We start from the raw sequence: 21,038 nt of genomic DNA on the forward strand, positions 1-21,038 counted from the left end.
GGGTCAGATGCGGCAGGCGTGGATCGTGCTGACCAGGATGGCGCGGGCGCCCAGGTCGTAGAGCTCGTCCATGATCCGGTTGGTCTGCTTCTTCGGCACCATCGAACGGACCGCGACCCAGTCCGAATCGCGCAGCGGCGAGACCGTCGGCGATTCCAGTCCGGGGGTGAGTGCGGCGGCTTCCTCCACGAGTTCCTTGCGGATGTCGTAGTCCATCATCACGTACTGGTGCGCCACGAGGACGCCCTGCAGGCGGCGGATCAGCACCTCGGCGGCCGGGTTCTGCTCACCCTTGCGGCCGATCAGGACGGCTTCGGAGTGCAGGATGGGCTGGCCGAAGATCTCCATGCCGGCAGCCTTGAGGGTGTTGCCGGTTTCGACGACGTCGGCGATCGCGTCCGCCACGCCGAGGCGCACGGAGGATTCGACGGCGCCGTCGAGGCGGACAACCTTGGCCTTGATGCCGCGCTCGGCGAGGTAACCGCGGAGCAGTCCGTCGTAGCTGGTGGCGAGGCGCTTGCCGTCGAGCTGCTCGACGGTGCTGAAGTCGCCGACCGGTCCGGCGAAGCGGAAGGTGGAGGCGGCGAAGCCCAGCGGGAGGAGTTCCTCGGCTTCAACCTCGGCGTCCAGGAGCAGGTCGCGGCCGGTGATGCCGACGTCGAGCGTGCCCTGGCCGACGTAGACGGCGATGTCGCGGGGCCGGAGGAAGAAGAATTCGATGTCGTTGTCCGGGTCCACCATGACCAGCTCGCGGGTGTCGCGGCGCTGGCGGTAGCCGGCCTCGGCGAGCATGGCGGAGGCGGCTTCGGACAGGGATCCCTTGTTCGGGACGGCAACTCTCAGCATGGGGGAGGTCTTTCTGGGTCGGGACGAAGTCCGTTGAGGAACAGTGCGTCCAAGATCAGTCGGTTCAGGCACAGCGGGCCACGCGATGCACCGGGTCAGCAGGTCAGGGCCTGGCGGGGTCCGGCGCGGACGTGGCTAGAGATGCTTGTAGACGTCTTCCAGGCTGAGTCCTTTGGCGAGCATCAGAACCTGCAGGTGGTAGAGCAGCTGCGAGATTTCCTCGGCGGCGGCTTCATCGGATTCATACTCGGCAGCCATCCAGACCTCGGCTGCTTCCTCCACGACTTTCTTGCCGATGCCGTGGACTCCGGAATCCAGTTCGGCGACGGTGCGGGAGCCTTCCGGGCGGGCGGCTGCCTTCTCACTCAGTTCTGCGAACAGCGATTCGAAATTCTTCACACCCTCCAGCCTACTTGCTCGCGGGCGGAGGACGGCCGCCCGGCGCTTGCATGACGACGAGGATGTGAGCGATTACACAGCCCGCAGGGTCCGGCCGTGCCCCGGCGGGGGTACGGCCGGACCCTGGGCGGGCTGTTTAGTGCCTGGCGGGCTGTTTAGTGCCTGGCGAGCTGTTTAGCTGTACTGCTTGAGCGTCACGGCAGTCGCGAGGGCGGCGGTGACGGCCTCGTGGCCCTTGTCCTCGGTGGAGCCCGGCAGCCCGGCCCGGTCGATGCCCTGCTGTTCCGTGTCGCAGGTGAGCACGCCGAAGCCGACCGGGACCCCGGTGCGCACCGACACCTCGGTCAGGCCCAGGGTGGCCGCCTCGCAGACATACTCGAAGTGCGGGGTGCCTCCGCGGATGACGACGCCGAGCGCCACGACGGCGTCGAAGTGCGGCGCCAGCCGGGCGGCGGCCACGGGGAGTTCAAAGGTGCCGGGGACGCGCAGCACGGTCGGTTCGCTGATGCCCGCGTCCTTCGCCGCGCGCAGGGCGCCCTCCAGCAGCCCGTCCATGATCCGGGTGTGCCAGCTGGCGGCCACGATGGCCAGTTTCAGCTGGGAGGTTTCCTCCGGCTTGAAGGTGCTGAGGTCAATCTGTGGTGCGCCGTGTCCGCTCATCTGGGAATCCTTGTCCTGCTCAGTCGTAAGGTCTGTGTCGAAAGTTGTGCGTGTCGAAAGTTGTTCGTGTCGAAAAAGTGCGCGCGCCGAAAGGTGTGCGCGTCCAAAAGCCTGTGTCCGAAAAGTCTGCGCCGAAAGCCGGGCCGGCCCCGCGCGGGGCCGGCTGGAATCCTGTGGTCGGCTCAGTCCTGGCCGTGCTCGAAACCGCGCGGACCGGCAGCCGGCGCTGCCGGCTCCATATCCAGGACCAGCCGGTGGTCCATCCGGTCCTTTTTGGTCTGCAGGTACCGGATGTTTTGTTCGCGGGAGGGGACCTCGGTGGGCACCATCTCCACGACGCGGACGCCGGCCCGGGCCAGCCGGTCCTGCTTGTCCGGGTTGTTGCTCAGCAGGCGGACCTCGTGCAGGCCCATGTCCGCGAGGATCTGGGCCGCTGCCTTGTAGCAGCGGGCATCCACGGGAAGGCCCAGCTGTTCGTTGGCCTCCACCGTGTCGAAGCCCGCTTCCTGCAGGGCGTAGGCCTTCATCTTGTTCGCCAGGCCGATCCCCCGGCCCTCCTGGCCGCGCAGGTACAGCAGCGTCCCGCCGAACTCGTTGATCATCTCCAGGGCGTAGGCCAGCTGTTCACCGCAGTCGCAGCGGTAGGAGCCGAAGACGTCTCCGGTGAGGCATTCCGAATGCAGGCGGACCAGCGGAGCCGTGCCGTCGACCGGCGGCAGCGGGGAGCTGACCGCCAGGTGCTCGGCACCGGTGGCCAGATCCGTCCAGGCCTGCGCCACGAAATCACCGAAGGCGGTGGGCAGCTGGACGATCGGGCCGGCGCTGACCGGGTGGGGCTGGCGTCCGGCCGCCCGCTGTTCTTGTGCTTCCGACGTCGTCATCGTTTCTCCTCCATCACACGGGGTCCGTTGCGGGGCCGGCAGGCTGCCCGGCCTCAAGGTAAGCCACCAGGTCCGCAATCGAGATCAGCGGGCAGCCGTGCTCGAGCGCGAAACCGCGGAGTCCGTCCAGCCGCATCATTTCTCCGTTGTCGTAAACCACTTCTGCGATCACACCCACGGGCTCGAGTCCGGCCAACTGGCACAGCTCCACGGCTGCTTCGGTATGGCCGGGACGTTCCCGCACTCCCCCCTTAACGGCGCGGAGCGGAAAAACATGCCCGGGGCGGGTCAGCCCGGCCGGCCCGCTGCCGGGATCGGCCAAGATTCGGGCTGTCAGGGCCCGGTCCGTAGCGGAAATTCCGGTGCTGATGCCCACCGCGGCGTCACAGGAGACTGTGTAGGCGGTGCCCTTGGCGTCCTCGTTGATTTCGACCATCGGCGGCAACGCGAGGGCGTCGGCCCGGCCGCCGTCGAGCGGTACGCAGATGACGCCGGAGCTGTACCGGATGGTCCAGCCCATCAGGGCCGGGGTTGCGTGCTGCGCGGCGAAGATGATGTCGCCTTCGTTTTCGCGGTCCTCGTTGTCGACCACCAGGACGGGACGTCCGGCGGCGATGGCGCGGACGGCGTCTTCGATCAGGTCGAGGCCTGCCGGCGAGATGACCGGCGCAAGCTCGGCGGGAAGTGCGGCCTGGGCGGGGTCAGTGAGAAGGGACTGCTGGGCAGGGATGTCCTTGACGTTGTTCACGCTGTTGCCCCCTCCGCGCGTACTGCTGCTCCGCCGGCTGCTGTGCCTGAAAATGCGAGCAGGCGCTCAGTGTACTTCGCCAGGACGTCCACTTCGAGGTTTACGTGGCTGCCGATGGCTTTCGCGCCCAGTCCGGTGTCAGCGAGTGTGGTGGGGATCAGCCCCACTTCGAACCACGGCGCAGGTTCAGCAGCGGGGCTCACCGCGGTCACGGTCAGCGAAACGCCGTCGACGGCGATGGAGCCCTTCTCGGCGATATAGCGCGCGAGCCCGGCGGGGACGCCGAAGCGGAGCCGGTCCCAGTTGCCCAGCGCCTCGCGCTCGAGCAGCTGCCCGACGCCGTCGACGTGGCCCTGGACGACGTGTCCGTCGAGCCGGCCGCCGGCCGGTACGCACCGCTCCAGGTTCACCGGGTCCCCGGCGGCGAGTTCGCCGATGGTGCTGCGGGTGAGGGTCTCGCCCATCACATCGACGCTGAAGTCCTTGCCGTCGATCTCCGTCGCCGTGAGGCAGACGCCGTTGACGGCGATGGAGCCGCCGAGGGCCAGGCCTTCGGTGCTGCCGGGCGCGTGGAGCCGGACGGTGGCGCTGATGTTGCCGTTGCGCTCAACGGACAAGACCTTCCCCTGCTCGGCGATTATTCCGGTGAACATCAATTGCCTCCTGAGGCGGGGTCCGCAACGGTGCGGAGCGGGGTTGAATCGGATGGGGTGTTGGCCGCGGCGGCCGGCGGTGTTGGAGGTCCGCCTGCCGGGGCGGGTTCGGTGTGGACGGGCCGCAGATGCAGCCGCAGGTCGCGGCCGAGCTGCCGGACCGCGCCGTCGGACGCGGGGTCCCATTCCCACTGCTGGGCATCGGCCAGGGTGGTGATGCCGAGGTCCTCAAGTGCCGGGGTTCCGGAGCCAAGGAGCGTCGGGGCGAGGTAGACGATGAGTTCGTCCACAAGCCCGGCCGCGAGGAAGGCGCTGAGGATCCGGGAGCCGCCCTCCACCATGAGATGCCGGACTCCGGCGGTGAACAGCTCGTCCAGCGCCTCCCGCGGATCACGGGTGGGCAGGTGGAGGACCTTCCCGTCGTCGCCGTTGATCGCGGCGCCGTCGGGGATCCCCCGGTAGCCCATCACGACGCGCAGGGGCTGCCGGCCGGCCGGTTCCCCGTCGGCGCCGCGGGCGGTGAGACGCGGGTTGTCCACGAGGACCGTCTGGGTTCCGACCAGGATCGCGTCGATCCGGCCGCGCAGGGCGTGGTTGTCGGCGAGGGATTGCGGGCTGGAGATCCACTGGCTGGTTCCGTCGCTGGCAGCGATACGGCTGTCGAGGGTCTGCGCGATGTGCAAGGTGACGAAGGGACGCTGGGCCGCAACGGCGTCGAACCAGCGCCGGTTCAGCTCCAGCGCGGCCTGCGCGCCGAGTCCGGACCGGACGCGGACTCCCGCGGCGCGCAGTGTGGCCGCGCCGCCGGCAGCGGGGTCGTGCGGATCATCGATCGCGTAGACGACGTCCGAAATCCCGGCCTCGATGATCGCCCGGGCGCAGGGCCCCGTGCGTCCGCAATGGTTGCACGGCTCCAGCGTGACCACCATGGTGGTGCCGCTGAGTCCGAGCCCGGCGGCCTTCGCCTGGTCAATCGCATCGGCCTCCGCGTGGGCGGTGCCGGCGCCGCGGTGATACCCCGTGGCCAGCCAGGTTCCGTCGGCGGCGATCACGACGGCGCCGACCAGCGGGTTCGCGCCGCGCGGCCCCTGCAGGGCTGCCGCGAGGGCGGCATCCATGGCGGCGACCTCGGCTGCGCTGAAACCGGGAACGGCCAGGGCAGCGGCGACGCCGACCGCCGCGTGGGTCGAGTGTTTGACGCTCATCAACCTGCCACCGGGCCTTCGAAAGCCGCAGTGTGGGTGAAGAGCCATCGCGAAGAGTCCATATTGTGTCGTTCCTTCCCTCAAAAGCCGCGATGGCTCCGGGGGTATACGACAGCGAACTTCCGCGGCGCCACAGGGCTCCGCAGTAACAGCTGTACGTGCTTCTCTCATCCAGACTTTAACTGTCGGTACCGGAGTTCCACCGGTTCAACCGTCTGCCGGCATTCTTCCCAGGGGAAGCTCCGGCTCGCGGGTCGCGGACTATAACCGCCGGTTCGGACTTACACCGACCCCGGAGCACGTATGTGTGTTGCTATTCTGGCACAACCGCCGGGTAGCTTCGGCTATTCCCGCCGGCTGGATGTTACGGAGTGCGTCATTTTCAGCCCGCTTCCCGCCGGACGGCCACACCTCCTACGCCCGGCCGGACGGCCGGACGGGCCCCTGGCGGCTCCTAGCGTCGGCCGGCGACGCGGAGCCGTTCGATCGCCTCGGCCGGATCCTCGGCACCGTAGACGGCGGACCCGGCCACGAAGACGTTGGCGCCGGCGTCCGCGGCACGCCAGATGGTGTCCTCGGTGATGCCGCCGTCGACCTGCAGCGCCACGTCCAGCCCGGACGCGTCGATCGCAGCGCGGGCCCGGCGGATCTTGGGGAGCGTCAGGTCAAGGAATTCCTGGCCGCCAAAGCCGGGTTCCACCGTCATGATCAGCAGCACGTCGATCTCACCGAGCATGTCCAGGAACGGCTCAATGCCGCTACCCGGCCGGAGCGCCAGGCCGGCCTTGGCCCCGCGGGCCCGGAGCTCGCGGGCGAGCTTGATCGGCGCAATCGACGCCTCGGCGTGGAACGTCACCGAGGCGACACCCGCGTCGGCGTAGGCCGGGGCCCAGCGGTCCGCGTGCTCGATCATCAGGTGGGCATCCAGCGGCACCGGGCTGATCTCCTGCAGGCGTGCAACGACCGGCAACCCCAGCGAGAGGTTGGGCACGAAGTGGTTGTCCATGACATCGACGTGCACTGCATCCGCGGTGCTGATTTTGCGCAGTTCCGTTTCGAGGTTGGCAAAATCGGCGGAGAGGATGCTCGGGTGGATACAGCATTTGGCCATGTGGAATTCCTTGTCGTTCTGCTGAGATGTCCTGTTGAAGGCGCGGGCTTCTGGTGTCCCAGTATTCCCTGTTGATCAGGCCTTTTTGTGGATGAGGGCCAGGAACATGGCGTCCGTGCGGTGCACATGCGGCCACAGCTGGGCGGTGAGCTCGTGCCCGGCCTCGAGGTGGCCGGTGAGGCTGACACTGTCCAGCGCCGAACCGGCGTCGAGCAGCTCGAGGTCCTCGCGCTTGCGCAGCACATCGCTCACGACGGCGGTCGTCTCCGCCGGGTGCGGCGAGCACGTCACGTAGGCCACCACGCCGCCGGGCTTGACGGCCGCCAGAGCGGACCTGAGCAGTTCGCGCTGCAGCGGGCCGAGGTCCGTCAGGTCCTTGGGGGTCCGGCGCCAGCGGGATTCCGGGCGGCGGCGCAGGGCACCGAGCCCGGTGCACGGCGCGTCCACGAGCACGCGGTCGAAGCTTTCCGGCATTTCGGTGCCGACGTCGCGGCCGTCGCCGGTCCGCACATGCCAGACCTCGTGGGGAACCGCGGCGAGGGCCTGCCGGACCAGTTTGGCGCGGTGCGGGGCGGGTTCGTTGGCCAGCAGCGTGGCGCCTTGTTCCCGGGCCAGGGCGCCGAGCAGGGCGGCCTTGCCTCCGGGGCCGGCGCACATGTCCAGCCAGCGTTCAGCCGGCTTTTCCGCGCCGGGGCTGCCGTCGGCGGTGCGATCGCCAAGGTCGACGGCGGCCATGGCGCGGGCCACCAGCTGCGATCCGACATCCTGGACACGTGTGGTGCCTTCGCGCACGGAAGCGAGCCGGCCGAGGTCCCCGCCGCTGGAAAGGGCCGAGCCCTCGACGAGCTCGCCGGGCATGGCGCCGCCTTCGAGGGCCTCATCCAGGCTGCCGAGCCCGGGCAGGGCCACGAGGTTGACCACCGGAGCGGCGTTATCCGCCTCGAGGAGGTCGCTGATTTCGCTGACCGGCCGCCCGTGGGCCACGAGGGACTGCCGGAGGGCCCGGACAATCCACTCCGGGTGGGCGTACCGGATGGCGGCCTTCTTGGTTTCGTCCGTCTCGTCGCTGAGCAGAAGGTCCAGCCACTCCTCCAGGGTGTGGGCGGATACCTTACGGAGCACAGCGTTGATGAGCGCCGACGGCCCGGCGCCAATCACCGCGCGGGCCAGGCCTACGGTCTGGTCCAGGGCGGCGTGCGCGGGCACGCGCATCGCCAGCAGCTGGTGGGCGCCGATCCGGAGGGCATCGAGGATGGCCGGGTCCAGCTGGTCCAGCGGCCGGTCCACGCAGCGGGCCAGGATCGCGTCATAGGTTCCCTGGCCGCGCAGCGCGCCGTAGCTCAGTTCCGTGGCGAAACCGGCGTCGCGCTTGTCCAGGCCATGGTGCCGGATCCGGGCGGGCAGGACGAGGTTCGCGTAGGCGTCCTCGGCTGCGACGGCGCGCAGCACCTCGAACGCCACGAGCCGGGCCGGGTCCGCCCGGCGTGTGCGCTGGGACGGCGCGTTTTCGGTGAATCCCCGCTGCGGACCACGGTTGCGTTCGCGGCCCTGCGCGTTCCGCTGGCTGCCGTCCCGCCCCCGGCCGCCCTGGCCGCCACTGGAACCGGCGCCTTGGCCGGCGCCGCGCTGGCCGCCTGATCCGCCGCGCTGGGGGCCTCGGCCGCTGCCGCTCGTCCCGGACTCGCTCATTCGAATACCACGCTTTCAAGTGTTGCCTGTCCGCGCGCCCAATCAGCGGCGGTCATCATTTTCTTGCCCGACGGCTGTACCCGGGTGAGTTCAACCGGGTGCGAGCCGGTTCCCACCAGCACACTCTTGCCCTCCAGGGCCAGCTGTCCCGGTTTCAGGGCCGGAGCTTCGGGCCGCATTCTTACCGGTTCCAGTTTGACCCGCTGGCCGTCGAGGGTGGTCCAGGCGCCGGGCTCCGGGGTGACCCCGCGGGCCCGCCGTCCAATCGCCAGGGCGGGCTGCTGCCAGTCGAGCCGGCCGTCCTCGAGGGTGAGTTTGGGTGCCAGGCTGACGTCACCCTGCTGCGGCACCGCGGCGGCCCGGCCGCCGTCGACCGCTGACAGCGTGTGGGTCAGCAGGATGGCGCCGCTGTGGGACAGCCGCTCGAGCAGCGCCCCCGCGGTGTCGTCGGGCCGGACCGATTCGGTCAGGGTGCCGAACACCGGGCCGGTGTCCAGCCCCTCCTCCAGCAGGAAGGTGACAGCGCCGGTGACGTCGTCGCCAGCGATCACGGACCGCTGCACGGGGGCTGCGCCGCGCCAGGCCGGCAGCAGGGAGAAATGCAGGTTGATCCAGCCATGCCGGGGAACGTCGAGGGCGGCCCGCGGGATGAGCCCGCCGTAGGCCACAATGGCGGCGACGTCGGGGGCGGCCGCAGCGATCTGCGCGGTCACCGCGCTGTCCACCTTGGAGGCGTGAATGATCTTGATGCCCAGTTCGGCGGCGCGGGCGGCAACGGGCGACGGCGTCAGCACGCGTTTGCGTCCGAGCGGCGCGTCCGGGCGGGTGAGGACGGCAACGACGTCGAATCCGGCTCCGACGAGCGCGTCCAGGGAGGGCACGGCCACCGCCGGAGTCCCCGCGAAGAGAACCCTCACTGGGAATTGCCGAAGGCGCCGAAGCTTCCGGAACCCGCGGTGCCGGAACCGAAGCTGGAGCCGACGGTCCTGGCGCGCTTCGCCGTCGTCTGCTCGGTAATGGAGTCGTAATTGGCGTTCCGGATGGCGCGCAGCGCAGCCTTCCGGTCTTCGCCTTCCAGCCGGTCGGTGAAGAGGATGCCGTTGAGGTGGTCTGTCTCGTGCTGGAAAGCCCGCGCCAGCATGCCTTCGCCCTCCACCATGACGGGGTTGCCGTGCAGGTCGACGCCGGTGACGCGGGTGTGCCGGTGCCGGCGGACCGGGAAGCTGAGGCCAGGGATGGAGAGGCAACCCTCGACTTCGTCGGGCTGGAAGTCCTCGCTGTTTTCCAGCACAGGGTTGATGATGTGTCCCTCAATGCCGCGGATGCGATAGGTGAAAACCCGCTGGCTGACGCCGACCTGGGGCGCGGCCAAGCCCGCCCCGTCCACGTCCTCCATGGTTTCGGTCATGTCGGCAACAAGCTTCGCCAGCTCAGGCCCGAATTCCGTCACGGGATCGGCAACTGTGCGCAGCACAGGATCCCCGATGATGCGGATATTCAAAATGGCCATGTGCAATCTGTCCTTATCAGTGGGCGACGAAGGGATTTAGTCCAGTTTAGTTGCACTCCGGGCCTCGTCCTGGACAGTTTCTATCATTCGGCTTGAGCGGGGGTGCGCGGGTTCGCGGGTGTCGTGTGGCCTGGCTGAACTACGGGTACGGCGCGGGCGTGGACTACGCCTCCGTACCTGGCGCTGGCGCGGTGCGGGCGCGGGCCGGGCGCGGTGCGGGCGCGGGCCTCACAACCGGCCTGGCGCGGGCGCGGACCGGGCCCCAGAAAGACTTTGGACATAAAACTGCGGGCGTTATCAGGGCCGGCCCTTATTGTCGGAGCCCTCTGGCAGGGTGGTTCCATGGAAGCCGTCAGGGATTTCATGGATTTGCAGGGCACGGACCGCGGCCCGGACCGCGGGACCGCCCGGTCCGGGGTGTCCGGGGTGTCCGGGGTCGATGGGGCCCTGACCGTGCTGCGGGTCGTGAGTTCGACGCCGGCCGGTGACGCGGTTTGTGCCCCAGGGAGAATTCCTGCCGCACATCTTCGGCGGGTGTCCGGCCCGGCTAATAATGTCGGAGCTAACTGGCAGAGTGATTCCATGGAAGCCGTCAGGGATTTCATGGATTTGCAGGACTCGGAACGCGGCCCGGACCGCGGTACGGTCTGCGGGACCGCCCCGTCCGGGGTGTCCGGGGTGTCCGGGGTGAATGAGGCCCTGGCCGTGCTGCAGGATGTCAGTTCGACGCCGGCCGGGGACGCGGCGTCTGCCCCAGGGAGAACAACGGCCGCAAATCTTCGGCCGGTGTCCGGCCCGGCTAATAATGTCGGAGCCAACTGGCAGAGTGATTCCATGGAAGCCGTCAGGGATTTCATCGACTTGCAGGGCACGGACCGCGAGACCGCGCAGCCCGGGATGTCCGGGGTGGATGGGGCCCTGGCCGTGCTGCGGGATGTGAGTTCGACTGCCGTCGGGGACGCGGCGTTCCGCGGCTTCCAGGCCGCCTCGGATTTCGCCGGCACCGTGGAGGAACTCTCACGGACCGTGGAATACCTGCAGCTCGTGGCAGCCGGGGCCGTGGACCGGACCCGGAAGCAGGCCGCGGCTACCGCCGCGAAGGCCAGCACCTCGTGGACCACCGGCTGGCGTGAGGCCCCCGCCCCCGGCGCTACGGCTGCGGCTGCGGCTGCGGGGCCAGCAGGAGTAGGATCCGCGGCCGCAGCGACGCCGGGAGCACCGAACGCTCCGGCCACCGGTGATGGCTCAACTGTTGCCGTGGACGACGGTTACCGGAACACCACGGAATTCCTCAGGGCGCGGCTGCGGATCAGCGCCGCCGAGGCCCGGCGCCGGTTGTCCCTGGCCGAGAGTCTGCTGCCGCGCCAGGGATTCACCGGCGGGCCCTTACCGGCCGTGCACGGGGAACTCGGGGCCGCCGTGGCCTCCGGGGAGGTCGCGTCCCGGCCCGCGACCATCATCACCCTGGCACTGGACCGTGTCCGGCACGTCTGCGACGCCGGCGCCGCCGCCGGGATGGAACACGCCCTGACCCGCACCGCGGCGGAGAACGACACGGACTTCCTGACACGCGTGGCCCGGAGCTGGACCGATGCCCTGGACCAGGACGGCGCCGAGCCCTCCGAGGAACTCCTGCGCCAACTCCAGGGCGCCTTCATCCGCAAACCCCGCCACGGACTCCAGCACCTGGAAATCTTCGGAACGGCCGAACAATTCGAACACCTCCTCACCGTCATGAACACCGCCACCAACCCCCGCACACCAGCCCCGGAACCCGGAACCGACGCCGCCCCGGCAGGCACCACCGCTGCCGCCGGAGCCCCGGCCGCCGGGATCTGCGCCGGGGCCGTCGCCGGAGGCCCCGTCCCGTGGGCCGAGGGCGGCCCGGACGCCGCAGAGGTCCCCCTTGACCTGCGCTCACGCCCGCAGAAACTCCTCGACGGCCTCGTCGGTGCCTGCAAAGCCGCCCTCGCCGCCGGCACGCTGCCCGCCGCGGGAGGACTCCGCCCACAGGTCATGGTCACCATCGACTACCGGGACCTGCTCGCCCGGCTCGGACACCTCGACGGAGACCTCCAGAACACCGCCGGCAGCCCCTTCCACCCGGGAGCCACAACGGAACACACCGGTAACCTGCTCTTCACCGGACCCGTCACCGCCTCCACCGTCCGGAAAATCGCCTGCGACGCGGACATCATCCCGGTCCTGCTCGGCAGCGAAGGCCGGGTCCTGGACATCGGCCGGGCCTCACGGGTCTTCCCGCCCCACATCCGCAAAGCCCTCACCGCCCGCGACCAAGGCTGCGCGTTCCCCGGCTGCACCATCCCCGCGCCCTGGTGCGAAGCCCACCACATCACCTACTGGTCCCGCGCCGGAACAACCGGCACAGACAACGGAACACTCCTGTGCTCCCACCACCACCACGTCATCCACAAAGAACAATGGACCATCCAAATCCGCACCGGCATCCCCTGGTTCATCCCGCCCCCACACCTGGACCCACGCCAAAAACCCCGCCGCAACCACTACTTCCGACCCACAGACCCCGACACCCCCGGCTGACCCAGGGCCCCTGAACAACGACAGCTAACGACTGGGAGGGAAGCGCCAAGACTCTAAATGGGCGTGGACGGCCACCTGCCCGAGGGGTTTCAATCAGGTGGCAACGAACCTCGGGGTTACGGGTCAGGTGGCAGCGAACGGGGACAGCAGCCGCGAGACTCTGAATGGCCTCGCCACGGCAAGGTCGAATGCGGGCAACGGGAGTCCCCGCGCGGGTTATCTGCCGGCCAAGGACCGTCGGCCAGCGCTGGCCCGCGCTGGCCCGATTTGCTCCTAACGGGTGACGGGCGGCGGGGCCAGCGGGAGCAGAGCGGTCCCGGCGGCAGTCGTATCGGCGGACATTTCCCACACGCGACGCAGGGCGCAGAACTTCCACCAGTGGTGCTTCAGGACGTCCGGGTTGGCCCGCAGCGGTCGGACCTCGGTCTGCCCGATTGCAACCGCAAGCAGAATTGGGGATTCGCCATGCTGCCAGGCTTCCCACTCCCCTGCCACCGGATCCACCAGGCTCTCCTCGGCCTTCATACCCGCCACGAGTTGCATGACCACTTTGTCATCCAGCGGTTTGACGGTGCCGTCACGGCTTGTTCCCTTGGTCTTGTAGTCAATGAGGCAGGTCCGGCCATTGATTTTGGCGACAAGGTCAAGTGTTCCGGCGTAGCCGACAGCCTTGTTCCAGACTGTTATTTCCGGGGCGATCGGCTCGACCTGGAAAAGTTCCCACCACTCATCGAATCGGGCCGCGAAAGCTTCTTCACCGTTAGCAGCGAGGGCCTCACGGGTTTCTTTCATCTCGTGCGGCCGGCCCAGGGCGCGCAGGGAAACCTGTTCGCAGTAGTTGTGCACGCGGTCCCCACGCTTTGCGGCGTCGTCACGGTACGTCTCCGCGGCTTTGGCGGCACGGCTCACCGCCTGGCGCACCTTGGCCGGGCTTCCGAGGATGCCGGGCAGGGCGGGGTCCTGGGCAAGGCTGTTGGCGCCCATGTACCCGAACCAGCCGTCCAGGCCGTGGGGCTGCTGGCCAATCACGGTCGTAATGGACGGCACAGAAAACTGCTCCGACGTGGAGCGAGCGTACATCCGGCCATAGTCCGTGGCGTGGGCAAGAAGTGGAGCAGTCATGGAAAGACTCTTTCACGGGGGTCTGACAGTGGGACAACAAGTGGTCCAGATGGGGCTGCCCATGACCTGATACCCCTGCCGGACAAACTGGGCGCGAGGGGTGGGCAGCCCGCGTACAAGACAGCTGACACCCTCTAGCCGGCCAAACAAACCAGACGGGAGGAACAAGAATGGTCCGCCCCGCTCGGTGAGCGGAACGGACCATCTATTGGGTGGGCGATACTGGGTTCGAACCAGTGACCTCTTCGGTGTGAACGAAGCGCGCTACCACTGCGCCAATCGCCCCAATGCCATTGAATGCTAGCCCACCCCGGCGGAATTTAGAAATCGGAGCGTTGTTTCCCCGAATGCGTCCTGCCCACGGGTCATTACGAACGCCGCCCGGCCAGTGTGACCGCACGCGGGGCGGGAAAAAAGATAGCTAATTACAGCGTTGTAATTAGTAAGAACGCCTAGAACTCAAGGATGCGGCGGCCATGACCCCCGCCGTCGTCATCTCGATTTGTAAGTTCCCTGAACCTCCTATAGAGTTCTTACTCGTTGGAACGCGAGGAAATGCCGATTGCGGCGGGGAATTGCAGACAATATTGCGGACGTAGCTCAGCTGGTAGAGCACCACCTTGCCAAGGTGGATGTCGCGAGTTCGAATCTCGTCGTCCGCTCGCAGGACACTGTCACGGTAAGGTTCTTCGGAATCCTATCTACACGGTGGGTTGGCCGAGAGGCGAGGCAGCGGCCTGCAAAGCCGTATACACGGGTTCGAATCCCGTACCCACCTCGGTGAAAACCCTGGTTTCCGGTCTAGGTCGGATGCAAGGGGCGATTGGCGCAGCGGTAGCGCGCTTCCCTGACACGGAAGAGGTCACTGGTTCGATCCCAGTATCGCCCACCAGAGCAAGGCAACTTGCTTGATGCAGTACCACCGGCTCAGCCGGCATGGACTAAAATGCGGACGTAGCTCAGCTGGTAGAGCACCACCTTGCCAAGGTGGATGTCGCGAGTTCGAATCTCGTCGTCCGCTCTCTTCATTACAACTCCACTCCGGATCCTTCCGGTTGCGGGCGATTGGCGCAGCGGTAGCGCGCTTCCCTGACACGGAAGAGGTCACTGGTTCGATCCCAGTATCGCCCACCACTTGAGCAGCTCCCCAGGAGCTGCTCTTTTTGTGTCCGGCCGCCCTGCGGGTCCTATGACCCTGTGCGCCGCGCCCACTGTCTTTTACCCTCTGGGCGGACACCCTTGGCACCCCCCGCACCTCCCGCTAGGGTGGATAGCGCAAGGAGCGATCTGGCTCCGAGACCGAAGGGAGGTGCCCGTGGGTTTACTTGACGATCTAAAGGGCAAGGCTCAGCAAGTTATTGGTGGCAACGAACAAGCCATCAAGGACGGCATCCAGAAGGCCGGCGATTTCGTCGACTCTAAGACCGGCGGAAAGCACGCCGACAAGATTGATGCCGTGCAGCGAGGCGCTTCCGATTTCGTGGATAAGGCGAACGACCGGCCGAACACGGCCCCCGTCGTCGATCAGACTCCCGTTGCCGGTGAGCCCCCCGTAGCCGGGGAACCCCGCCAGCCAGGCCTCTGACCCAGATACGTCAGCGAGGTGCCGGTCCCGCCGAGAGGCGGCGCCGGCACCTCCGGCATTTAACGGCGCAAACGGAACCGGCGCTCAACGAAACAGCTTAACGAAACAACGCGGGGTCATTTCCGGCCCATCCGAGGCATCAGGATGGGCCGGGAGTGACCCCGCGTTGCTTGGAGCGGTTAGGAGGGTTCGTGGTTCTGGCCCTCGCGGGCCAGTGCCGTGAGCCGGGAGACAGCGCGGAAGTACTTCTTCATGTAACCGCCGGTCATCATTTCCTCGGTGAAGAGCTGGTCGAACGGCACGCCGCTGGCCAGGATGGGCACGTCCTTGTCGTACAGGCGGTCCGCCAGCACCACAAAGCGCAGCGCGACGGCCTGCTCCGTGATGGTGTGGACGTTCTTCCAGACCACACCCTCGATCCCGTCCAGCAGCTGGCGATACCGGCTCGGGTGGACGCCGGCCAGGTGGTTGATCAGCGTGCTGAACTCATCGCGGGCCACGGTTTTGCCGTGGAATTCAGTCTGCATGTGGTGCGTCAGCTGCTCGTTCGGCAGCGGCAGCGGCGCGGCAGGCAGGCCGCGGTGGCGGAAGTCCTCACCGTCGATCCGGACGACGTCGAACTGGTCCGCCAGCACCTGGATTTCGCGGGCGAAGTCGACAGCGGCGAAGCGGCCGTCGCCGAGGGAACCCGGCAGGGTGTTGGAGGTGGCCGCGAGCTTGACGCCGGCGTCGGCCAGTTCGCGCATGAGCCGGGACATCAGGACGGTGTCGCCCGGATCATCGAGCTCGAATTCGTCAATGCAGACCAGCTTGTAGTGGCTCAGGGCCTCGACGGTCTTGCGGAAGGACAGCGCTCCGACCAGGTTGGTGTACTCGACGAAGGTGCCGAAGGCCTTGGGCCCTGGGGCGGCGTGCCACAGCGAGGCCAGGAGGTGGGTCTTGCCGACGCCGAAGCCGCCGTCGAGGTAGATGCCGGCACGGGACATGTCCTTCTTGCCGAAGAGGCGTTTGAAGAGCCCATCGCCGTCGCGGGCGCCGACGTTCGCCGCGAAACTTTCCAGGGCCCGGACCGCATTTGCCTGGCTCGGCTGGGACGGATCCGGCCGGTAGCTGGAAAACGAAACCTCACCGAAGCGCGGCGACGGATAAAAACCGTTGAGGAGTTCATCCACTGAAACTGCCGGGGTGCGGGCGGCGAGCTGTTCGATCTGTACCAAGGTGGTCCGTTCTGCTGGTCTCTTGTCCCCAGACAGAATACCGGCAATGCGCGGACAGCCGGTGTGGCGACGTGGGGCCGGACGACAGCACGTGACGAAGACCATATTTCCGAGCGTGAACCCGGTGACGCAATCCCGGCGGGGCGTGGCTAGTGTGGAGGAAGGTCCGGCGCCGCATTTGACCTTCCATCCCATTCCATGGCCCGGTCCCTGACCGTTTCAGTGAAAGGCCATCGCCATGCCCTACCCCGTTGAGCAGAACGAGAAGTTCGCCGCCTACGCCCACCCCGAGCGTCTCGTTTCCACCGAATGGCTGGCGGCTGCCATCGACTCCGGCGCCCTTCAGGACGGCAAGCTCGTGCTGGTGGAATCCGACGAGGACGTGCTGCTCTATGAGGTTGGCCATATCCCCGGCGCGGTGAAGATCGACTGGCACACGGACCTGAACGACGAGGTCACCCGCGACTACATTGACGGCGCAGCGTTCGCCGCCCTCGCCGCGGCCAAAGGAATCTCGCGCGACAGCACCGTCGTTATCTACGGCGACAAATCCAACTGGTGGGCGGCCTACGCCCTCTGGGTCTTCACGCTCTTCGGCCACAAGGACGTCCGGCTGCTCGACGGCGGCCGGGACAAGTGGATCGCCGAGGGCCGCCCCATCACCACGGACAAGACCATCACCAACCCCGGCGAGTACCCCGTCGTCGAGCGCAACGACGCCCCGATCCGCGCCTTCAAGGAAGACGTCCTGGCGCACTTCGGCAAGCCGCTGATCGATGTCCGCTCCACCGAGGAGTACACCGGCCAGCGCACGCACATGCCCGCCTACCCCGAGGAAGGCGCGCTGCGCGGCGGGCACATCCCCACCGCCGCCTCCATCCCGTGGGCCCGCGCGGCGGCCGAGGACGGCACCTACCGGACGCGCCCCGAACTTGAGGCGCTGTACCTGGGCGAGGCCGGTCTGATGGAGGGCGACGACGTTGTGGCGTACTGCCGCATCGGCGAGCGTTCCAGCCACACCTGGTTCGCGCTGAAGTTCCTGCTGGGCTTCGACTCGGTCCGTAACTACGACGGCTCGTGGACCGAGTGGGGCAATGCCGTCCGCGCCCCGATCGTCAAGGGCGCCGAGCGCGGCACGGTGCCGGCGGCCAAGTAGCCTCCGCCGCGTGCCCCCAGTCCATGGGACACCGGGACACAATCGCCGCGCGTGCGTAAGCTGGGAGGGATGAATACTTCTGCCCTCCCCGCCGCACTCGCGGAAATTGTTGATGACTTCCAGGCCGTAACCGAACCCGAGCGGCTCCAGCTGCTGCTGGAGTTCTCCCGTGAGCTCCCGGAACTCCCGGACCGGCTCAAGGACCACCCGGAGCTGATGGAACAGGTGGTCGAGTGCCAGTCGCCGCTGTACCTGACCATTGAAACGGAACAGTCCGACGGCGGTGCGGCCCGCAGCGTCCGGCTTTTCTTCAAGGCGCCCCCCGAAGCCCCCACCACCCGCGGCTTCGCAAGTGTGCTGCACGAAGGCCTCGACGGGCTGAGCCCGGCGGAGATCCTGGCCGTACCGGACGACATGCCGGAGCTGCTGGGCCTCACCCGGGCCATCACGCCGCTGCGCATGCGCGGGATGACGGCGATGCTGGGCCGGATCAAGCGCAAGGTTGCTGCCCTCCCGCAGCAGTCCTGACCCGGGCCGGACACCACCCGGATATCCGGTCAAAATGGCACGCAAGCAGGCCTCACAGGGAACGCCGGCCACCGCAGCACTGGCGGCCGCCGGGGTTCCTTTCGTTGCCCACCCCTACAGTCACGACCCGGCGGCCGCCAGCTATGGCCTGGAAGCAGCGGAGGTGCTGGGCATCGATCCGGCCCGGGTGTTCAAAACCCTGATGGTCGACGTCGACGGCCGCCTTGCGGTCGGCGTCGTGCCGGTGAGCGGGAATCTGGACCTCAAGGCAATCGCGGCCGCGTTGGGCGGCAAGAAGGCGGCGATGGCGGATCCGGCAACAGCGCAGCGCCGCACCGGCTATGTGCTGGGCGGCATCTCCCCGCTGGGCCAGCGGCAGCCCTCCCCCACCGTTGTGGACGACAGCGCCCTGGGGCTGGACACGATCCTGGTCTCAGGCGGGCGGCGCGGCCTGGACATCGAGTTGAGCCCGGCCGAACTGATCCGGCTCACCGGGGCGCGGACCGCGCGGATTGGCACCGGCCGGAACTAATCCGGGCCCGGCTCCCGGTGAGCTGCGCTCCCCGGAGCGGACTCCGGGAAGTTGCCTTCCCTGCCTAGGGCTGTTCCGGGTTCGACTGGCCCGGGTTCGGGCGGGGCGCGAGCTGCTGCCCGAGCCAAGCCATGACCAGCCGCTCCCAGCGTTCCGGATCCACGTTCCATTCCTTGGTGTGCCGTGCACGGTCGAAGGTCTCGAAGGTGACCATCTCCGGGTTCTTTTCGGCCAGGGCGGCGGACGGGCCGTAGGGGACGTATTCGTCGTCGACACTGTGGATGATCAGGGTCGGCGTCCGCAGTTCCACCGCCCGGGAAACCCAGTCCATCGCTTTGAGGTCCACGGGGGCCGCGAGGCCGGTAAGCCGCCGGCCCAGCTTGTGGCTCATCATCAGCTGCCCGTAGCGGCCCACGGCGGAGGGAATCCGGTTGAGCTCGGCGTGGTGCGCCAGCACATTCACCCAGTTGATGACCGGTGCGTCCAGCACGATCGCCCGGATCAGGGGGTGGTAGCGGGACAGGTCGGCGGTCTGGAGGCAGATGGCACCGCCCATGGACCAGCCAAAGAGCACCACTTCGCTCGCACCGTGCTCGAGGGCAAAGCCGATGGCCGCCTCGACGTCGCGCCATTCGGTGGATCCGAGACCGTAGCGCCCGTCCTGCGCCGAAGGCGCCTGGCCGTCATTCCGGTACGTGATCAACAGGCTGGACATGCCCACGTCCCGGGCCGTCCGGACCGCCCGCAGGCATTCCTGCCGGCTCGCGCCGCGGCCGTGCACCATAATCGCCCAGATGCCGGACTCCTGCGGGGCGCGGACCAGCCACGCCGGCGCCGTCCCGCCGTCGACGTCGATGTCCACTTCTTCGGAGGCCAGGCCGATGCTTGCCGGATCCGGGTACGCGGCTCCACTCCAGTAGCCGCGGCGCGCCTTGCGGAGATCGCCGCTGTAAACGGCCTCGACTTCGCGCTCCACCGTGCGCTCCGCCGGCGAATAGGAGACGACCCGGCCGATCCTGGCGTGCCCCCGGCCGCCGTCGAAGAAGAATCCGTAGACGCCCTCGACCGTGACCTCCGGCGTGGCCGCCAGAATCAGCCGCAGGCCGTGCCCGCCCCGGATCACAGCGAGCACCTCCTGGTCCTCCTCCCTGACCCGGGCCGGAGTAATGACACGGCGGGCGAAATAGAGGGCGAGGGCGGAGGAACCGGCGGCCAGCAGCCCGGCCGCGGCGCTGCCGCCAACGATGCCGGCAAGGGCCCATTTGGCGCTGCCCTTGACCGAGACATCGGCAGCGGCGGACGAAACATCGGCAGCGGCGGCAGCGGCGGCGCGGGCAGCGCGGGCGGCGGAGATCCGGCGTGGGTCCGGCAGGAGTCGGAGGGAGGAAGCCATGGCACCATTCTTACCGAACTCCTCGCACACAGTGGCATCCGGCGGGCTCCGTACCCGCCGGCGGAGGGTCCTGCCGACGGCCACCGGGGGCTGCAGAACCGTCCCCGGAACTTTCATCCCGGCCACAGGCGGCCACTTGAGGCCACAATCCATGCGGGCGTACCGGCGCGCGACTAGGCTGGGGAGCATGAGTGATCCAATCGTCATCTTGACAGAAGAGCCCCTCGGCGCGGACGACCGCGTCAACATCGAAACCCTGATTGCCGGGGGTGATACCCCGCTGGTGGTCCTGGTTCCGGCCAGCACGGAACGGCACCTCCTGGTGGATTTCCTGGAGAATCTGTCCCTGCTGGAAATCTCCAAGGCCTTCCGTGAACTGACGGCACACGCCGACCCCGCCGGGGAACGTGCCGAGGCAGCCGAGACCCTGGCCGCCTCGCTCGCTGCGCTGGCCGGACTCGGCAGCGGCGTCACCGGAGAAATTGTCGAGGGCGGCGCCGTCGACGGAATGGTCGCCCGGGTCAAGGAACTCGGCGCCGGGCAGGCCGTGGTGATCACCCGCCCGCATGCCGTCGCAGATACTTTCCATACGGACTGGGCCACCAAGGCGCAGGACAAGCTGGGCCTGCCGGTCCTGCATCTGTACGCCGGATCGGGATTTATCGGGGACTCCTAAGCGTTGTTCAGGCTATGAGCATCTTTAGCAACAGGCCAAAAGTCACTCCCGTCACGGCCCCGGCGGCCGACGGCGCGCCCCGCGCCGCCGCTGAAAACGTCTCCCAGGGGGCCGGAAACCCGCCCGTCGAGAAGACCGACGAGCAGTGGCGCCAGGAACTAACGCCGGAGGAGTACCGGGTGCTGCGCCAGGCCGGAACCGAGCGGCCCTACACCGGCGAATACTGGGACACCCACACCTCCGGTGTGTACCAGTGCCGTGCCTGCGGCGCCGAACTCTTCACGAGCCAGGAAAAGTTCGACTCGCACTGCGGCTGGCCGTCGTTCTGGGCCCCGCTCGCGGAAGGCAACGTCAGGTACATCCACGACCGGACCCTGGGCATGGAACGCGTCGAAGTCCGCTGCGGCAGTTGTGATTCCCATCTTGGCCACGTGTTCGAGGGTGAGGGCTACGGAACCCCGACGGACCAGCGTTACTGCATCAACTCCGTCTCACTGAAGCTGGTTTCGGCAGACGACGCCGGACAGTAGTCCGCCGCCCGGTCTATTCCTTGCAGGTCAATGCA

At 68.0% G+C, this 21,038-nt stretch carries 21 protein-coding genes, 6 tRNA genes and 1 riboswitch; of the genes, 12 read left to right on the forward strand and 15 right to left on the reverse strand.

From position 1 onward, the window contains the following. Nucleotides 1-3: 3 nt before the first annotated feature. The 11 genes from hisG to def form a co-directional block, all read right to left on the reverse strand. Nucleotides 4-846, reverse strand: a complete 843-nt coding sequence (gene hisG, locus AC1MFL_RS01385) for an ATP phosphoribosyltransferase (RefSeq protein WP_226760087.1) — start codon at nt 844-846, stop codon at nt 4-6. A gap of 135 nt (nt 847-981) precedes the next feature. After that, nucleotides 982-1,245 (reverse strand): phosphoribosyl-ATP diphosphatase, encoded by a 264-nt coding sequence (locus AC1MFL_RS01390; protein ID WP_123254457.1) that lies wholly within the window; start codon nt 1,243-1,245, stop codon nt 982-984. A 174-nt stretch (nt 1,246-1,419) separates the two neighbouring features. Then, complete coding sequence (ribH, locus tag AC1MFL_RS01395) at nt 1,420-1,905, reverse strand: 6,7-dimethyl-8-ribityllumazine synthase (protein ID WP_479812854.1); 486 nt, start codon at nt 1,903-1,905, stop codon at nt 1,420-1,422. A 182-nt stretch (nt 1,906-2,087) separates the two neighbouring features. Then, a complete protein-coding gene (ribA, locus tag AC1MFL_RS01400; protein ID WP_479812856.1) occupies nt 2,088-2,786 on the reverse strand; it encodes a GTP cyclohydrolase II in 699 nt (232 codons plus the stop codon). Nucleotides 2,787-2,799: 13 nt separating this feature from the next. Beyond that, entirely contained in the window at nt 2,800-3,447 is a 648-nt protein-coding gene (gene ribB, locus AC1MFL_RS01405) for a 3,4-dihydroxy-2-butanone-4-phosphate synthase (protein ID WP_479815614.1), read from the reverse strand. An 83-nt stretch (nt 3,448-3,530) separates the two neighbouring features. After that, a complete protein-coding gene (locus tag AC1MFL_RS01410) occupies nt 3,531-4,187 on the reverse strand; it encodes a riboflavin synthase (RefSeq protein ID WP_479812857.1) in 657 nt (218 codons plus the stop codon). After that, a complete protein-coding gene (ribD, locus tag AC1MFL_RS01415; protein WP_479815615.1) occupies nt 4,187-5,305 on the reverse strand; it encodes a bifunctional diaminohydroxyphosphoribosylaminopyrimidine deaminase/5-amino-6-(5-phosphoribosylamino)uracil reductase RibD in 1,119 nt (372 codons plus the stop codon). The genes AC1MFL_RS01410 and ribD overlap by 1 nt, the downstream gene beginning before the upstream one ends. 241 nt (nt 5,306-5,546) lie before the next feature. Continuing rightward, nucleotides 5,547-5,697, reverse strand: a riboswitch (FMN riboswitch). A gap of 149 nt (nt 5,698-5,846) precedes the next feature. Next, nucleotides 5,847-6,503, reverse strand: coding sequence for a ribulose-phosphate 3-epimerase (gene rpe, locus AC1MFL_RS01420; RefSeq protein ID WP_479812859.1), 657 nt, complete (start codon nt 6,501-6,503; stop codon nt 5,847-5,849). A gap of 75 nt (nt 6,504-6,578) precedes the next feature. Beyond that, the gene (locus AC1MFL_RS01425) at nt 6,579-8,192 is read right to left on the reverse strand and encodes an RsmB/NOP family class I SAM-dependent RNA methyltransferase (RefSeq protein WP_479812861.1); all 1,614 of its coding nucleotides are present in this window, start codon (nt 8,190-8,192) and stop codon (nt 6,579-6,581) included. Continuing rightward, a complete protein-coding gene (gene fmt / locus AC1MFL_RS01430; protein ID WP_479812863.1) occupies nt 8,189-9,109 on the reverse strand; it encodes a methionyl-tRNA formyltransferase in 921 nt (306 codons plus the stop codon). The genes AC1MFL_RS01425 and fmt overlap by 4 nt, the downstream gene beginning before the upstream one ends. Next, nucleotides 9,106-9,702 (reverse strand): peptide deformylase, encoded by a 597-nt coding sequence (gene def / locus AC1MFL_RS01435; protein ID WP_479812865.1) that lies wholly within the window; start codon nt 9,700-9,702, stop codon nt 9,106-9,108. Before def ends, fmt begins: the two co-directional genes overlap by 4 nt. 582 nt (nt 9,703-10,284) lie before the next feature. Between def and AC1MFL_RS01440 the strand changes: the two genes are divergently transcribed. Continuing rightward, nucleotides 10,285-12,264 (forward strand): HNH endonuclease signature motif containing protein, encoded by a 1,980-nt coding sequence (locus tag AC1MFL_RS01440; RefSeq protein WP_479812867.1) that lies wholly within the window; start codon nt 10,285-10,287, stop codon nt 12,262-12,264. Nucleotides 12,265-12,537: 273 nt separating this feature from the next. Here the strand turns inward: AC1MFL_RS01440 and AC1MFL_RS01445 are convergent, their stop codons facing one another. Continuing rightward, nucleotides 12,538-13,386: a cytochrome gene (locus AC1MFL_RS01445; protein WP_479812869.1), complete on the reverse strand. Its 849-nt coding sequence runs from the start codon at nt 13,384-13,386 to the stop codon at nt 12,538-12,540. Nucleotides 13,387-13,599: 213 nt separating this feature from the next. Next, nucleotides 13,600-13,671: transfer RNA gene (locus AC1MFL_RS01450), tRNA-Val, on the reverse strand. A 304-nt stretch (nt 13,672-13,975) separates the two neighbouring features. Here AC1MFL_RS01450 and AC1MFL_RS01455 point away from each other — a divergent pair. The 6 genes from AC1MFL_RS01455 to AC1MFL_RS01480 all read left to right on the forward strand — a co-directional run bounded on the left by AC1MFL_RS01455 (nt 13,976) and on the right by AC1MFL_RS01480 (nt 14,971). Beyond that, nucleotides 13,976-14,048, forward strand: a tRNA-Gly gene (locus AC1MFL_RS01455). Nucleotides 14,049-14,093: 45 nt separating this feature from the next. Then, nucleotides 14,094-14,164: transfer RNA gene (locus AC1MFL_RS01460), tRNA-Cys, on the forward strand. Between the two features lie 39 nt (nt 14,165-14,203). Next, nucleotides 14,204-14,278, forward strand: a tRNA-Val gene (locus AC1MFL_RS01465). A gap of 56 nt (nt 14,279-14,334) precedes the next feature. Continuing rightward, nucleotides 14,335-14,407: transfer RNA gene (locus AC1MFL_RS01470), tRNA-Gly, on the forward strand. A 38-nt stretch (nt 14,408-14,445) separates the two neighbouring features. Then, nucleotides 14,446-14,520 (forward strand) — tRNA-Val (locus AC1MFL_RS01475). 181 nt (nt 14,521-14,701) lie between these two features. Continuing rightward, the gene (locus AC1MFL_RS01480; RefSeq protein WP_479812871.1) at nt 14,702-14,971 is read left to right on the forward strand and encodes an antitoxin; all 270 of its coding nucleotides are present in this window, start codon (nt 14,702-14,704) and stop codon (nt 14,969-14,971) included. Nucleotides 14,972-15,150: 179 nt separating this feature from the next. Here the strand turns inward: AC1MFL_RS01480 and zapE are convergent, their stop codons facing one another. Then, a complete protein-coding gene (gene zapE / locus AC1MFL_RS01485; protein WP_479812873.1) occupies nt 15,151-16,188 on the reverse strand; it encodes a cell division protein ZapE in 1,038 nt (345 codons plus the stop codon). Nucleotides 16,189-16,426: 238 nt separating this feature from the next. Between zapE and AC1MFL_RS01490 the strand changes: the two genes are divergently transcribed. The 3 genes from AC1MFL_RS01490 to ybaK all read left to right on the forward strand — a co-directional run bounded on the left by AC1MFL_RS01490 (nt 16,427) and on the right by ybaK (nt 18,404). Continuing rightward, nucleotides 16,427-17,344, forward strand: coding sequence for a sulfurtransferase (locus AC1MFL_RS01490; protein ID WP_479812875.1), 918 nt, complete (start codon nt 16,427-16,429; stop codon nt 17,342-17,344). Between the two features lie 69 nt (nt 17,345-17,413). Further along, on the forward strand, nt 17,414-17,872 hold the full coding sequence (locus AC1MFL_RS01495; protein WP_479812877.1) for a SufE family protein: 459 nt from the start codon (nt 17,414-17,416) through the stop codon (nt 17,870-17,872). A gap of 34 nt (nt 17,873-17,906) precedes the next feature. Beyond that, on the forward strand, nt 17,907-18,404 hold the full coding sequence (ybaK, locus tag AC1MFL_RS01500) for a Cys-tRNA(Pro) deacylase (RefSeq protein ID WP_479812879.1): 498 nt from the start codon (nt 17,907-17,909) through the stop codon (nt 18,402-18,404). Nucleotides 18,405-18,468: 64 nt separating this feature from the next. On the opposite strand, the gene AC1MFL_RS01505 is transcribed toward ybaK, so the two are convergent. Then, nucleotides 18,469-19,797 (reverse strand): alpha/beta hydrolase family protein, encoded by a 1,329-nt coding sequence (locus AC1MFL_RS01505; protein ID WP_479812881.1) that lies wholly within the window; start codon nt 19,795-19,797, stop codon nt 18,469-18,471. 187 nt (nt 19,798-19,984) lie between these two features. Between AC1MFL_RS01505 and AC1MFL_RS01510 the strand changes: the two genes are divergently transcribed. Together AC1MFL_RS01510 and msrB are read left to right on the forward strand one after the other, a co-directional pair. Next, nucleotides 19,985-20,473, forward strand: coding sequence for a hypothetical protein (locus tag AC1MFL_RS01510; protein ID WP_479812883.1), 489 nt, complete (start codon nt 19,985-19,987; stop codon nt 20,471-20,473). Between the two features lie 14 nt (nt 20,474-20,487). Then, the gene (msrB, locus tag AC1MFL_RS01515) at nt 20,488-21,003 is read left to right on the forward strand and encodes a peptide-methionine (R)-S-oxide reductase MsrB (protein ID WP_479812885.1); all 516 of its coding nucleotides are present in this window, start codon (nt 20,488-20,490) and stop codon (nt 21,001-21,003) included. Nucleotides 21,004-21,038 lie beyond the last annotated feature (35 nt).

This window comes from Arthrobacter sp. BG3 (assembly GCF_056680185.1).

Coding starts and splice junctions, on each gene's coding strand:
- ribA (WP_479812856.1), bottom strand. CDS start 2,786: ATGACGACGTCGGAAGCACAAGAACAGCGGGCGGCCGGACGCCAGCCC.
- ribD (WP_479815615.1), bottom strand. CDS start 5,305: ATGGATGCCGCCCTCGCGGCAGCCCTGCAGGGGCCGCGCGGCGCGAAC.
- AC1MFL_RS01425 (WP_479812861.1), bottom strand. CDS start 8,192: ATGAGCGAGTCCGGGACGAGCGGCAGCGGCCGAGGCCCCCAGCGCGGC.
- def (WP_479812865.1), bottom strand. CDS start 9,702: ATGGCCATTTTGAATATCCGCATCATCGGGGATCCTGTGCTGCGCACA.
- AC1MFL_RS01505 (WP_479812881.1), bottom strand. CDS start 19,797: ATGGCTTCCTCCCTCCGACTCCTGCCGGACCCACGCCGGATCTCCGCC.
- AC1MFL_RS01440 (WP_479812867.1), top strand. CDS start 10,285: ATGGAAGCCGTCAGGGATTTCATGGATTTGCAGGACTCGGAACGCGGC.
- AC1MFL_RS01445 (WP_479812869.1), bottom strand. CDS start 13,386: ATGACTGCTCCACTTCTTGCCCACGCCACGGACTATGGCCGGATGTAC.
- msrB (WP_479812885.1), top strand. CDS start 20,488: ATGAGCATCTTTAGCAACAGGCCAAAAGTCACTCCCGTCACGGCCCCG.
- ribH (WP_479812854.1), bottom strand. CDS start 1,905: ATGAGCGGACACGGCGCACCACAGATTGACCTCAGCACCTTCAAGCCG.
- AC1MFL_RS01490 (WP_479812875.1), top strand. CDS start 16,427: ATGCCCTACCCCGTTGAGCAGAACGAGAAGTTCGCCGCCTACGCCCAC.
- AC1MFL_RS01495 (WP_479812877.1), top strand. CDS start 17,414: ATGAATACTTCTGCCCTCCCCGCCGCACTCGCGGAAATTGTTGATGAC.
- AC1MFL_RS01410 (WP_479812857.1), bottom strand. CDS start 4,187: ATGTTCACCGGAATAATCGCCGAGCAGGGGAAGGTCTTGTCCGTTGAG.
- rpe (WP_479812859.1), bottom strand. CDS start 6,503: ATGGCCAAATGCTGTATCCACCCGAGCATCCTCTCCGCCGATTTTGCC.
- hisG (WP_226760087.1), bottom strand. CDS start 846: ATGCTGAGAGTTGCCGTCCCGAACAAGGGATCCCTGTCCGAAGCCGCC.
- AC1MFL_RS01510 (WP_479812883.1), top strand. CDS start 19,985: ATGAGTGATCCAATCGTCATCTTGACAGAAGAGCCCCTCGGCGCGGAC.
- ybaK (WP_479812879.1), top strand. CDS start 17,907: ATGGCACGCAAGCAGGCCTCACAGGGAACGCCGGCCACCGCAGCACTG.